Origin of the sequence: Agromyces badenianii (assembly GCF_003070885.1) — a bacterium.
Lineage (GTDB): Bacteria > Actinomycetota > Actinomycetes > Actinomycetales > Microbacteriaceae > Agromyces > Agromyces badenianii.
In genome coordinates this window covers 601,569-614,423 of sequence record NZ_CP028913.1, presented here as the reverse complement: position 1 = coordinate 614,423, position 12,855 = coordinate 601,569, and the positions used below count along the sequence as shown (strand labels likewise).

Genomic DNA, 12,855 nt, shown 5'->3' with positions numbered 1-12,855 from the left:
CACCCACCGTCGACGGCGAGCGGATGCTGATGTACGAGGACGAGCACCGGCAGGCGTGTCGTACCGCATCGATACGCTGGCCGCGCACGTGAGTTTGGTCGAACCGGGATGCCACGGGGCATCCCCGCCCCGAAGGGAACCGCATGTCGTTTCAGGCTTACCTCGACACCATCGAGAAGAAGACCGGGCTCACGCCCCGGCAGCTCGTCGATCTGGCGCACGAAAAGGGATTCGGCGAGGGCACGAAGGCGACGCCCATCGTGGCGTGGCTGAAAGAGGAGTACGGCCTCGGCCAGGGGCACGCGATGGCGCTCGTGCACGTCATCACCAAGGGCCCCCAGATCAGCACGAAGCACGTCGGCACCGACGGGGTGCACCGCGACGCCACCGACACGCTCTGGCTCGACGGCGCGGCGACGAACCCGAATGGCTAGCCTCGGCGCACCCGGTACCGGTCGTCACGACCTACCGGTCGTCACGGCCTACAGGTCGTCGGGTTCGACGATGCGCTCGGGGTTCCACGGCTCGGCCCACCCGAGCTCGTCGAACATGCGGGCGAGCACGAGCGCGGTGAATCCCCACACCAGACGGTCACCGACGATGAACGCCGGCGAACGGTAGGTGCCGCCGCCGAAGGTGTGCTGCGTGTTCGCCCGGTTCGCGGGGTCGAGCATCTCGCCCACGGGCACGCGGAACACGTCGACGGACTCGTCATGGTCGACGGCCGCCACCTCTGAGGGGCGCGTCCACCACGCCGGCACCGGGGTGACGAGGTGGTTGCTCACGGGCACCGGCATCGGCGGCAGCGTGCCGAGCGGCTCGACGCCCGCGGGGTCGACGCCGGTCTCCTCGCGGGCTTCGCGGATCGCTGCTGCGATCGGGCCGTCATCGGATGCCTCGAGCCGCCCGCCCGGAAAGGCGATCTGCCCCGCGTGGCTGCTGAGCGTCGCCGCGCGGCGCAGCAGCAGCACGTCGAGATCCCGGGGCACGGCGCCACCGCTCCGGGCCGGCACCGCGTCGAGCACGCCGAACAGCACGAGCACCGCCGCCGGACGCCCGGCCGATGCATCCACTCGGCCCGCCGGTGTCTCGGGATACCACTTCAGGCCCCGCTCGCAGAGGCCGATGAGCTCGGCGCGAGCATCGATGACGGCGTTCAGGGGTGCTCCAGTGCGAGGCGTCAGCGCCGGGGCTCGGAGGTCGACCAGAGCGCGAGCGCCACGAGCACCGGCTGGAACAACAGCCGGACGCCTCGTGCACGATCGGAATCGAGGCCGAACGCCGGGCGCTTCTCGGTGAACTGCGCGATGTTGCCGGGGAACACGGCGGTGAAGAACGCCGCCACGATCCAGCCGATGCGGCGACGCTCGCGCGGCAGGGCGACAAGCGCACCGCCGAGTGCGATCTCGACGGCACCGGATGCCACGACGACGGCATCGGCATCCATCGGCACCCATGACGGCACTTGGGCGCGGAACTCCTTGCGCGCCCAGAACAGGTGGCTCACCCCGGCGAAGACGAGGGCCGCGGCGAGCGCGAACCGGCCGATCGTGCGCGGTACGGTGCTCAGCGGAACGCCGCTGCGTGTCATGTCAACCTCCGAAGCCGTGGGTACGCCAACCCTACGTGGTCGCGCGGACATCGCCGCAGGTGCGCGCGTCATCGTCGCCCAGGGCGACGACCGCCGAAGGCTGGTGCGACCGCTCAGCCGGCCGCAGACGCAGCCGCACCCGCGGCGATCACCGCGATCGTGATGAACACCCAGTCGTTGATGATGTGCGCACCGGCCGAGACCCAGAGGTTCTTCGTGCGGATGAACGCAAGCGTGAGCGCGATGCGCGCCGAGCCGATGACGACGATCGCCTGCACCCAGTTCCAGTCGTAGGTGGGCAGGTGCGCGGCACCGAACCAGAGCGACGAAATGATCCACGCGAGGATGATCGCCGTCTTGCGGGAGACCCCGGCCTTCGCGAAGAGGAAGTACATGAGGGCCAGGAACGGCAACACGACGAACACCTCTTCGCCGATGAGCTGGATGCCGCTGCCCACGTAGAGGGCGATCGTGTCGGCCGGCCCGGCCGCTCCGGCGGCCGCGATGGTGTCGTTGGCCGCCATCGGGAAGAACATCGAGACGATCGCGCCGATGACGAAGGTCAGCGCGATGTTGAGGGCCGCGAAGAAGAACATGTTGCCGACGTCGACGAGCCGCACCCGGCGGAAGATCGCCGTCCAGTGGCGACCCGCCACGACGGCCAGCACGGCCAGCGGGATGGCGACGAACAGGGCTCGCGGCAGGATCGCGACGAAGTCGTTCGGCTGCGGGATGAAGATCAGGGCGAGAAAGCCGGCCGCGACCGACACCCAGACGAGCACCCACTTGGCGACCGAGAGCTCGACCGGCACCCCGTTGTAGAACGGGAAGTCGGCGCCGTCGCGGCGCTCGATGAAGCGCCCGAAGCGGTCATGCTCGGCGAGCGGGCGGATCTGGTCTGGCGTTGCGGTGGCGTCGGCGGTCATTTCTTGCTCCCCTGAAGAATTCGCACGCCAGCACGGCGTGCCACGACATTCTTTCAGAACGGATGGCGTCGCCTCAGCCGAGCGCGGCGATCGCGTCGGCGACCAGCTGCACCTCGGAGGCCTCGTCGTCGACGGCAGGGGTGAAGCCCATGCGCACGACGACGAGGTTCTCCGACGGCACCATGATGACCTTCTGACCGTCGTGCCCGCTCATGTGGAAGGTGTCCTCGGGCAGCTCGGGCCAGCGCAGCCCGCCATCGGGAAGCACATTGGTGCGGAAGCCCATCGCGTACCCGGGGTCGTCGGTCTCCTCGTGCTCGACATTGGTGAGGCTCCGCTCCATCCAGTCGTCGGGCAGCAGTTGTTCGCCGTTCCATTCGCCGTTCTGCAGGGCGAACTGCCCGAGCGCGGCCCAGTCGCGTGGGGTCGCCCACACGTACGACGAGCAGACCGGCGTGCCCGCGGCATCCGGTTCGAAGACGGCGGATGCGAGGCCGAGCGGGCCGAGGATCGTCTGTCGGGGCAGGTCGGCGCCGAGGCCGGTGCGTTCGGTCAGCACCGAGCAGAGCAGGGTCGTGCTGCCGCTCGAATACTCCTGGAACGTGCCCGGCTCGTGCTCGAGGGGCAGGCTCGCGACGTAGGCGCCCATGTCGGGCTCGAGGTAGAGCATGCGGGTGATCGGCGTGCCGAGGTCGTAGGTCTCATCCCACTCGAGGCCGCTCTGCATGCGCAGCAGGTCTTCGACGGTGATGTCGGCGCGCTCGTCGGTCCACTCGGGTCGCAGGTGGTCGTCGTCGAGCGAGACGACGCCCTGCTTCACGAGCACGCCGGTCATCAGTCCGGTGACGCTCTTCGCCATCGACCAGCCGAGCTGCGGCGTCGAAGCGTCGAACCCGTCGGCGTAGCGCTCGGCGACGAGCTCGCCGTTCTTCACGACGACGACCGCGCGGGTGCCGAGCGCGTCGGCACCGGATGCCGCGAGCTCGTCGCCGAACGCACGGCTCAGCGCCTGCTCGAGTGCCGCGTCGGCCTCGGGTGTCGCGGCGGCCGCCGCCGCGTCGGTGAACGGGTTGCCCTCGGCGTCGATGGCGGTGGCCTCGCCGAGCTCGGGTCGCTGGCCGGCGAGCGTGCAGCCGAAGCCCTCGGCATACCAGGCGGTCTGGTGCGCGAGCGCGCCGACGATCGACGCCGTGGTGGTGCCGGCATCCGCGTCGGTGTCGACCTGCAGGTAGGGCACGAGCGGATTCGGCGGCAGGTCGGTGGCGGGGTCGTCGCGGCCGGCGACCTCGGTCACGGCGCACGCGTTGTGCGCGGCGTACCCGGTGCCGGTCAGCAGGATCGGCTGCTGCCAGAGGTAGACGCCGGTGAATGCGGCGATGAGAACGAGGGCGGTGACGGCGACGATGACGATCACCCGGCGGAGGATGTGCACGAGCGGATGCTAGCAAGTGCCCGCGCTCGCGGCCGAATCGCATTCGGTTTTCACGTGCCGGCACCGTGCGGTCTCTGCGGAAACGCCCGGTACTTCGGTACCCGAACGGCGAGCGCCACCCCGCCTCGTGATTGTGCACGCCCGCCGACCGGAGCATCCTGAGACCATGAGCGAGCGCGAGGAATTCCTGGTGTGGCTGCAGAGCGAGTTCGTGCGGGCCGAGCGCGCCATGTTCAACGGCGACGACGGCCCGCGCCGCGCGATCTGGTCGCAAGACGAGCCGGTCAGCGTGCTCGGCGCGTGGCGCAACGCCGCAAATCGCGCCGAACTCGTCGAGGCGTTCGAGGTGCTCTCGACGAGTTTCTCGGACTGCGCCGACTACGCGTTCGACCTGATCGCCTTCAACGTGCTCGGCGAGATGGCCTATACCGTGGGCTACGAGCGCGTCTCGGCCTCGATCGACGGGGAGCCCCGCACCTTCACGTTGCGCGCCACCCAGGTGTACCGCCGCGAGCGCGACGGGTGGCGCATCGTGCACCGCCACGCCGACAAGGTCGCGGGCTCGTAGGATCGGGCCATGCGCCCCGACTACGCCCGCTACGAGGAGGAGATCATTCGCCTCTTCTACGACTACACCACGACGGTGCTCTGGTTTCCCTACCCGGTCGCGTACGAGGAGAGCGGGCTGAGCCCCGCACTGATCGCCGGCCTCCGGGCATGGGGCCAACTCTTCGAAGACGGCCTCGACAGCGACTTCCAGTGGCGGTCGCCCGAGCTGCCCGCCCGAGTCGACCGCGAGCGCCGGGAACTCGCGCACCGGCTCGGCGATGAGCTCGGCTCGGCATTCGAGGTCGAGTTCGACGTCGGGTTCGGGCCGCGCACGGCGAGCTACCGCTCCACCGAACCGCCGACGAATCCCGCGGCGGCAGCGGTGTTCGCCGCATGGGCCGAAGCGGCCAGGGCGGAGAGGGCCGATCTGGAGCGGCGGGCCGCGGAGCACCGGGAATCGGGTGAGACGGGCGGGTGGTACGCCGTGATCCCTGGCACCGAGCAGAGGTTCGTGCCCCTCGACACCCCACCGCCGGAATGACGAACGCCCGGCCCTCGAGAGGGCCGGGCGTTCGTGGTTCGACCGGATACGGCCGCTGCTTCACACGGTTACGTGCGACGCTGCGAGGCGGTTACGCCGCGACCGGCAGCGTCACCGTCGCGCGGGGCACGGATGCCACGACGAACTCGCCGTCCGCGGCATCCACCTTCACGCCCTCGCCGTCGCCGAGCTCACCGCTCACGAAGCAGTCGAGAAGACGTCAGGAGCCGCACGAGTAGATGTGGACGCCGTCCCCGCCCATGTCGTAGGTCCACGGGGTCGACATGCCCGAGTCGAGTCCGTTGCCGAAGTCGTTCATGGGGAACGTCTTCACGAGACCCATGATCCCTGCGCACTCCGCATATGGTCGCCAATGCTCGTTCCAGATGAGGGGCCAGAAGTCGACGGGCGACGGCGACGCCGACGGCGGCGGACTGCTCAACGGCGGAACTGTGGGCGTCGACCAGGTCGGCGCCCACCCAGGGGCCGACGTCCTCGCGGTCGGCACGCCCTCGTCACCGCCGAGATCCTCCGGGGCGAGTCGGGCAGCGGCCTCTGCCGACGATGCTTCGAGGGCGGCGATCGCGTCGATCCATTCACGAAGGCCGTCTGCGGCCCATGCGACGCCGAGAACAGCCACGATCGTACGGACTCGATCCGACGATTCGACGGATGCTGCGGCGTTCGCCGCCAGAAGGCTCTCGGTGCCGCCGATCACGCCGTCGACGAGCGTCTTCGCTGCGGATCGAGCCTGATCCATCGCGTCGGCGAGCTCCGTCCGGCGCGATTCGAGTTCATCGGCTCTGTCGTCGAGATCGCCGATCGCGTCGATCAGGGCCTTCTCGGCCGAGCGCAACTCGTCGAGAGTAGCCTCATCGCGCACCATGACGACCTTCTCCTTCGGTGCGGGCAGTGGCAACGACGCGTTCGCGAGCTGTGCGAGTGCTCGTTCGACCTTCGTCCTTGCGGAGGGGTCGAATCGCTGCGGCGGCAGCTCCAACGTGGCGGACAGCTCGGCCGCCAGCTCGGCGGCTGCCGAAACATCTGCTTCATGCTGCGCACCAGCCGCGCTGAGAGACGCCACCTTCGTTTCGAGTGCGGAGACCGACGTCGTGACTTCTGCGAGAAGCTGCCGGCGGTGCTCTTCCTGAACGCCGAGCGAGACTGCGACGGATGCCGCGATGCCGAGCACGAGCATGACCAGCGCGATGGCACCGAGCAGGGCCGCTCGCCGGTTCGTGACTCCTCGCACGATCGCCGCGAGACGCGAGACAACTCCCGTCACGAAGGGTCCACAGCGGAACGAGGTTCGGACCCGCGGGCGATGATCATGGCAAGAACGTAGCAAACGCAAGGCGAAGGAACCACCGGCTCGATCCCTCCCGCTCTCAAGTGAAATCGGGGTGACGCGCGAGCGTCGGGCTCAGAGCCGCGCTCCGCGAGGAGCGCGGCTACGAGGCATCCGTCACCGAGCTTCTTGAACAGCACGATCTCGTCGATGCGGCGTCCGTCGTCGACCACCTGCAACAGCGGGTTGAAGGCGCCAGTCTCGCCAGAGCGCGGGTTACCCCGCTTTCGTCACGGATGCACCGCGAGCGCCCGACGCCTCCGCCTCGGCGATCAGCGCGAGCGTGTCGGCGTAGAGCGCCCGCTGAGCCTCGACGTCGCGGGCCGCCACCGACGGCAGCCGAGGCCGACCTCGCGCGACGTACGTGCCGGAGGGTACCGTCGCGGCATCCGTCACCAGGTGCTCGAGCTGGCCCGCCGACCGCCGCGGACTCTGCACTCCCGGAATCACGACCAGCAGGCGGAACACCGTCGCCCAGAGTGCGCGCTGCCACGACGAGGCATCCCGAGCGAGGCCGGTGCCCGGCATCAGCCCGGGATCGAACGAGCTGACGACCGTCGCACCGGCCAGCCGACGCGAGAGTTCGATCGCGGTGCGCACGTTCAGGAGCTTCGAGGTGGCATATCGGCGGCGCCCTTCGCGCTGCAGCGATTCGTCAGACGGATGCCGCGCACCCGGGTACGCGAGTTCGCGGACCGTGGCATCTTCGAGAGGATGCGGCATGCCCGTCGCCTGGTCGGGGTCGTGCACTCCGGATGCCACGAGCACGAGCCGCTCGGGGGCGCCAGTGGTGCTCAGCAGCGCCTCGATGAGCGCGACGTTGCCGATGTGGTTCACGCCAATGGTGGTCTCGAAGCCGTCGACGGTGGTGGTTCGCTCCTGCACGACCTGTATGGCGGCGTTGCAGACCACCGCGTACACGGGCTGGCCGTCGGTGAGCGCTGCGATCTCGGCCGCGAATGCCCGCACCGACGCCAGCGACCCGAGATCGAGCGGCAGGCCTCGTGCGCCGATGGGGCGCGCCGCGGCATCCGCACCGGCAGCTGAACGGCTGGTGAGGATCACCGAGTACCCGGGCCTGCCGGCGAGGCGTTGCGCCAGATGGAGGCCGAGACCGCTCGTTGCGCCGGTGACGATTACAATTCTGTCTCTCTGTGTCATGTGGCACACTCTGCCACAAGTCGCGATGTGCCACAATGTCTGAATGGATCAACCACCGCCCCCGCACCGGCGCACGGAATCGCTTCGCGAGCGGAAGAAGGCCCAGACGCGTGACGCCTTGCTCGCCGCGGGAATGCGTCTGTTTGCCGCCCGCGGCTTTGCGGCCGTCACCGTGGCGGAGATCGCCGCCGAGGCCGACGTGGCCCCACGAACGTTCCATCGCTACTTTCCCGACAAGGTCGAGCTGCTGTTCGCCGGCGACGACGAGCTGCGCGAGACCATGATCACGGCGCTCGACCAGACGGCAGTCGACGCCGACCCGGTCGTCGTCATCCGGGTCGTGCTCGCGGCAGTCGCGAAGCGCCTCGGCGACCAGCACGCCGAACTGGTGATCCGCGAACGGCTGATCAGCGAGACTCCGGCACTGCGAGATCGTGACCTCGCCAAGCGCGCCGGAATGGAAGAACTCGTGGCCGAGCGCCTGGCGGTTCGATTCGGCGTCAACGTCGACTACCTGCAGGCCCAGTGGTGGGCCGGGGTGGCCTTCGCGACATTCGCGGCCGGGTACCGCGCATGGCTCACGCAGGGCGGCGACCTCGGCGCGCACCTCGAATCAGCTCTCGAGCTGCTCGAGCACGGTGTGCGCCGGGCGACGTAGAGGATGCCGCGCTTCCCGATCAGAAACGCATCTCGGAACGACGAACGCCCGACCCTCGAGAGGGCCGGGCGTTCGTGGTTCGACCGGTTACGGCCGCTGCTTCGCACGGTTACATGCGACGCTGCGAGGCGGTTACGCCGCGACTGGCAGCGAGACGGTCGCGCGGGGCACGGATGCCACGACGAACTCGCCGTCCGCGGCATCCGCCTTCACGCCCTCGCCGTCGCCGAGCTCGCCGCTCACGAACAGGTCGCTGATGCGGTCGTCGATCTCGCGCTGGATGACGCGGCGCAGCGGGCGGGCACCGTACTCGGGCTCGTAGCCGCGTTCGGCCAAGAGCGTCACCGCGGCATCCGTCACCTCGAAGGCGACCTCGCGTGAGGCGAGCCGCTTCGCGGTCGCACCGAGCATGAGGCGCACGATCTGCGCGAGCTGCGGCTCGTCGAGCTTCTGGAACAGCACGATCTCGTCGATGCGGTTCAGGAACTCGGGGCGCATGGCCTCGCGCACCTTGCCCATGACGCGGTTGCGCACGTCATCGGCCGACGAGAAGCCCGACGCATCAGAGCCCGCGACGAAGCCGAGCGCACCCGAGCGAGACGCGAGGAACTCCGAACCGAGGTTCGAGGTCATCACGATCACCGTGTTGCGGAAGTCGACCGTGCGACCCTGGCCGTCGGTCAGGCGTCCGTCGTCGAGCACCTGCAGCAGCAGGTTGAACACGTCGGGGTGCGCCTTCTCGATCTCGTCGAAGAGCACGATCGAGTACGGGTTGCGCCGCACGCGCTCGGTGAGCTGCCCGGCCTCGTCGTACCCGACATAGCCGGGAGGGGCGCCGACGAGTCGCGACACCGTGTGCCGCTCGCCGAACTCACTCATGTCGAAGCGCACAATCGCCTGCTCGTCGTCGAAGAGCGACGACGCCAGCGCACGCGCCAGCTCGGTCTTGCCGACTCCCGTCGGCCCGAGGAACAGGAACGACCCGACCGGGCGCTTGGAGTCGCCCATGCCGGTGCGGCTGCGGCGCACGGCCTTGGCGACCGCGGTGACCGCGTCGTCTTGGCCGATGACGCGCGCGTGCAGCTCGCCCTCGAGGTCGCCGAGGCGCTCGCGCTCGCTCTCGGTGAGGCGGTTCACCGGAATGCCGGTGGCCCGCGAGATCACCGCGGCGATCTCGGCCTCGTCGATCACGGTCGAACGCTCGGCACCGTCAGAGCCGAGCCCAGCGGATGCCGCGGCGCGCCCCTTCGCGGTGGCCGCATGCAGACGAGCCTGCACCTTCGAGATCTCGTCGCGAATGCGCGACGCCTCCTCGTAGTGCTCGGCGCTCACGGCGGCGTTCTTGTCGGCTTCGAGGTCGGCGAGTCGCGCGATGAGCGCGGAGACATCCGTCTTCATGCCGAGCTTCAGGCGCAGACGCGCGCCTGCCTGGTCGATGAGATCGATGGCCTTGTCGGGCAGCACCCGGTCGGTGAGGTAGCGGGCGCTCAGCTCGACGGAGGCGCGCAGCGCGGCATCCGTGTACTGCACGCCGTGGTGCTCCTCGTAGGCCGGCTTCAGCCCGTGCAGAATCAGCACGGCGTCTTCGATGGAGGGCTCCCCCACGCGCACCGGCTGGAACCGGCGCTCGAGGGCCGGATCCTTCTCGATGACGCGGTACTCCTTGAGTGTGGTCGCGCCCACGAGGTGCAGCTCGCCGCGCGCGAGGCGCGGCTTCAAGATGTTGCCCGCGTCGGTGCCGCCGTCGCCCGAGCCGCCGGCACCGACCACGGTGTGGATCTCATCGATGAAGATGATGAGCTCGCCCTTGTGTGCGGCGATCTCCTCCATGGTCTTGGTGAGGCGCTCCTCGAAGTCGCCGCGATAGCGGGTGCCCGCGAGCATGCCGGGCAGGTCGAGCGAGATGACGCGCTTGTCGAGCAGGGCCTCGGGCACCGACTCCTCGACGATCGCGCGGGCGAGGCCCTCGACGATCGCCGTCTTGCCGACGCCGGCCTCGCCGATCAGCACCGGGTTGTTCTTCGTGCGGCGGCTGAGGATCTCGATGGTCTGCTCGATCTCGTCGGCACGGCCGATCACGGGGTCGAGCTCGCCGTCGGCGGCGAGCTGCGTGAGGTCGGTGCCGAACTTGTCGAGCATGGGGGTGTCGGATGCCCCGGCGCCCGTCATGCCCGAGGCATCCGTGTCGCCATCGGCACCCGGCATGCCGGCCTCGACCGTCTCGCGAATGCTCTGCGTGAGGGCCTCGGCGGTGACACCGGCGCGCGCGAGCACTTGGCCGGCGGGGGCGTCTTGCCCCAGCACGAGCGCGAAGAAGAGGTGCTCAGGGTCGATGTAGGTCGAGCCGGCCGAGCGTGCGACCTGGTAGCTGTGGAACAGCGCACGGGAGGCGCTCGGGGTGATCGTGGCCGCGTTGATGTCGGCAGCATCGGATGCCGCGGGCAGGCGCGCCTCGGTCGCGGTGATGAGCCGCTCGGGGGCGACGCCGATGCGGGCGATCGCCTGCTTGACGCTCTCGTCTTCGACGATCACGCGCAGGATGTGCAGGGCGTCGAGCTCGGTCTGGCCGCGCTCGAGCGCGAAGCGTCCTGCTTGACGCAGGATGCCTTGTGTGCGGGCGGTCAGGAACCGGCTGAGGTCGATCGACCGAGCCTGACGCGCCTGCTCACCCGCGAGATAGCGGGCGAGAAACTCGTCGAACGAGCTCGCGCCGGCTTCGGGGTTGAAGTCTTCGGGCACCAATCCTCCTGGAACTTGAGTGGGGTACGCTCAAGTTCAACGCAGAGGGGGCGTGGGTATTCCCCACCTGTCGCAGCCGGGCCCGGCGAGACCGGGCGGTGGGCGAGCGTGCGCAGGAAGGTAAGACACGCATTGGGCGACCGACTGTGCCTACACAGAATCGAGCACCGCGAGCAATAGCATGAGCCTCGCTCAAAGAGAGGTAAACCCTATGGCGATCATCAGCAAGACCGTACGCTTCTACGACGCGGTGCTCATCGACAGCAAAGACGCCCGCAAGAGCGTGGAACCAGATTTCTGGACGACCGTCATTGACGTCTTCGCTAACTGGGACCTTAAAGCACGTAGTGGCAGGGTCTTTGAGGTCGACTATTTCGGGCGTTCCGTTTCTCCGAAGCAGCCGCCCCTTCCGCACCTTCAGGTCGAGCGAATTCGCGACCTCGCAGAACAACTCAATCGGTCAAACGTTGCCAACGGTGACGTCGAACCCCTGGACTTTGACGATCCGGACGATCGGGTCTCTGAGCCTACCTACATCGTCCCATTCGGTACTCACGGCCGCGTTGCAGTGATGAGCCCTGCAGTGCAGGGAACTCGGTCCGAGACTCTCTCCCGCTGGCTCACGCTCGTGCTGGGCCTCGTCCCGCAGGGCTACTCCCTGGAACTCGTTCCGGTGGTCGATCCCGACGTTCTCCAGAAGATCATGAATGCCGAGGGCGCTGTCATGCTTGAGGTTCATGTAGATGCTGGCGTGCATGTTCCATCCACCGGTGGCGGAGATGTCGGCGACGCGTTCCGAAGTGCTCAACACCATTCTCTCGACGAGGCGCGGATGGTCTTTAGATGGTCTCTCGATCGTTCCGGGGGAACAGAGTCAGTCCGGGATGCGCTGCGGAAAGGCGCTTTGTGGGTGGTCCGAAATACGTTCAGCTCGAATGCGAAGGTCAAACTCGCAGACGTGGACGATGATGGCCGCCTCGTGCGCGACGAGGTGCGGAGCATCTTCAGGGATCGCATCACAAAAAACGTGACGTTCCAAACTGTGTCAGGGCAGCGCGCAACCGATGAGGCCATTCTGGCTGCGGTGGGCGACGCGATTCGAGACTTTAGCAAGGGTGGCCCGACAATCGGATTGCAAGCCGCTGGCACGGTCGGTACTGCGAAGGTCTTGCTGGGGGCGGGCGGCGACGGCGATGGAAGTTAATGTCGTTGGGCCGGCGTAGCGTCATTCTCTTCAGAGGGAGAGGGCAATGAAAGCACTGAAGAGAGTCGGCGGTTTGTTCGCCAACTATCCACTGTTCGTTAGCTTGCTCATCCTTGCTGCCGTGGTGGCCCATTTCCTTGTCTCGCAACGGTGGCCGGTGGTGAACGTCGCCGCCGCGTTGGCAAATACAGAGGCCGGTGACGCGCAGGACACGCTCACGTCACTCGCGCTCGGCGTTGCGGGCGTCAGTGCAATGGTCGGCGGCTTCGCGGGGGTCGTTGTTGTCTTCGGACTCGGAAGCGAAAACGACCGCTTTCGACTCTTGCGGCAAAAGGGCTCACAGCGCCTGCGTGCGAACTGGATTTCGGTTGTGCTGAGTTCGTTCACCGGAGCATTCGGAGCCCTGATCTCTGCGGTGATTGTCGTGGCGTTCGGCGCGGAGCCCGGAATGTGGATACTCGAGTTGTGCATTCTGATTACCGCTCACGCGGCGATCCGCCTGACGTGTCTACTTGCGGGCCTCGCCGGAATCGTCGACAGCGAAGACGAGGACCACGCACGAACGCGCAATACTGTGCGGACTGCTGACATCATTCGGGCCGAACCTCCTGCTCGCACCTAGGCATCCTTAACGGCCCAGGCAGTGGAGACGTCGATTTGGGACCCTCAGAGGAGCGAACGTACGCTGTCAACCGATCCACTCGTT

Annotated in this window: 13 protein-coding genes; 6 read left to right on the top strand and 7 right to left on the bottom strand. The window is 68.0% G+C overall.

Annotated features, from left to right (window positions below; genetic code table 11):
- The first annotated feature begins 143 nt into the window (after positions 1-143).
- Positions 144-434: a DUF4287 domain-containing protein gene (locus DCE93_RS02920; RefSeq protein WP_108594559.1), complete on the top strand. Its 291-nt coding sequence runs from the start codon at positions 144-146 to the stop codon at positions 432-434.
- 48 nt (positions 435-482) lie between these two features.
- Here DCE93_RS02920 and DCE93_RS02915 read toward each other — a convergent pair whose 3' ends face one another.
- From DCE93_RS02915 to DCE93_RS02900, 4 genes are all read right to left on the bottom strand, one after another.
- Positions 483-1,160 (bottom strand): NUDIX hydrolase, encoded by a 678-nt coding sequence (locus DCE93_RS02915; protein WP_108596555.1) that lies wholly within the window; start codon positions 1,158-1,160, stop codon positions 483-485.
- 20 nt (positions 1,161-1,180) lie between these two features.
- Entirely contained in the window at positions 1,181-1,591 is a 411-nt protein-coding gene (locus DCE93_RS02910; protein WP_108594558.1) for a DoxX family protein, read from the bottom strand.
- Positions 1,592-1,704: 113 nt separating this feature from the next.
- Positions 1,705-2,517 (bottom strand): CPBP family intramembrane glutamic endopeptidase, encoded by an 813-nt coding sequence (locus tag DCE93_RS02905; protein ID WP_108594557.1) that lies wholly within the window; start codon positions 2,515-2,517, stop codon positions 1,705-1,707.
- A 73-nt stretch (positions 2,518-2,590) separates the two neighbouring features.
- Positions 2,591-3,949 (bottom strand): serine hydrolase domain-containing protein, encoded by a 1,359-nt coding sequence (locus DCE93_RS02900; RefSeq protein ID WP_108594556.1) that lies wholly within the window; start codon positions 3,947-3,949, stop codon positions 2,591-2,593.
- A 166-nt stretch (positions 3,950-4,115) separates the two neighbouring features.
- Between DCE93_RS02900 and DCE93_RS02895 the strand changes: the two genes are divergently transcribed.
- Together DCE93_RS02895 and DCE93_RS02890 are read left to right on the top strand one after the other, a co-directional pair.
- Positions 4,116-4,517 (top strand): nuclear transport factor 2 family protein, encoded by a 402-nt coding sequence (locus DCE93_RS02895; protein ID WP_108594555.1) that lies wholly within the window; start codon positions 4,116-4,118, stop codon positions 4,515-4,517.
- A 9-nt stretch (positions 4,518-4,526) separates the two neighbouring features.
- A complete protein-coding gene (locus tag DCE93_RS02890) occupies positions 4,527-5,039 on the top strand; it encodes a hypothetical protein (RefSeq protein ID WP_108594554.1) in 513 nt (170 codons plus the stop codon).
- Between the two features lie 220 nt (positions 5,040-5,259).
- Here DCE93_RS02890 and DCE93_RS02885 read toward each other — a convergent pair whose 3' ends face one another.
- Entirely contained in the window at positions 5,260-6,324 is a 1,065-nt protein-coding gene (locus tag DCE93_RS02885) for a hypothetical protein (RefSeq protein ID WP_108594553.1), read from the bottom strand.
- Between the two features lie 279 nt (positions 6,325-6,603).
- Positions 6,604-7,548, bottom strand: coding sequence for an SDR family NAD(P)-dependent oxidoreductase (locus DCE93_RS02880; protein ID WP_108594552.1), 945 nt, complete (start codon positions 7,546-7,548; stop codon positions 6,604-6,606).
- A gap of 43 nt (positions 7,549-7,591) precedes the next feature.
- Here DCE93_RS02880 and DCE93_RS02875 point away from each other — a divergent pair, with 43 nt between their 5' ends.
- Positions 7,592-8,206 (top strand): TetR family transcriptional regulator, encoded by a 615-nt coding sequence (locus tag DCE93_RS02875; RefSeq protein WP_108594551.1) that lies wholly within the window; start codon positions 7,592-7,594, stop codon positions 8,204-8,206.
- A 132-nt stretch (positions 8,207-8,338) separates the two neighbouring features.
- Here DCE93_RS02875 and DCE93_RS02870 read toward each other — a convergent pair whose 3' ends face one another.
- Entirely contained in the window at positions 8,339-10,945 is a 2,607-nt protein-coding gene (locus DCE93_RS02870; protein WP_108596554.1) for an ATP-dependent Clp protease ATP-binding subunit, read from the bottom strand.
- A 211-nt stretch (positions 10,946-11,156) separates the two neighbouring features.
- Here DCE93_RS02870 and DCE93_RS14405 point away from each other — a divergent pair, with 211 nt between their 5' ends.
- Together DCE93_RS14405 and DCE93_RS02855 are read left to right on the top strand one after the other, a co-directional pair.
- Positions 11,157-12,149: a hypothetical protein gene (locus DCE93_RS14405; RefSeq protein WP_146184928.1), complete on the top strand. Its 993-nt coding sequence runs from the start codon at positions 11,157-11,159 to the stop codon at positions 12,147-12,149.
- Between the two features lie 46 nt (positions 12,150-12,195).
- Positions 12,196-12,771 carry a hypothetical protein gene (locus tag DCE93_RS02855; RefSeq protein WP_146184927.1) on the top strand — a complete coding sequence of 192 codons (576 nt, stop codon included), beginning with the start codon at positions 12,196-12,198 and terminating at the stop codon, positions 12,769-12,771.
- Positions 12,772-12,855 lie beyond the last annotated feature (84 nt).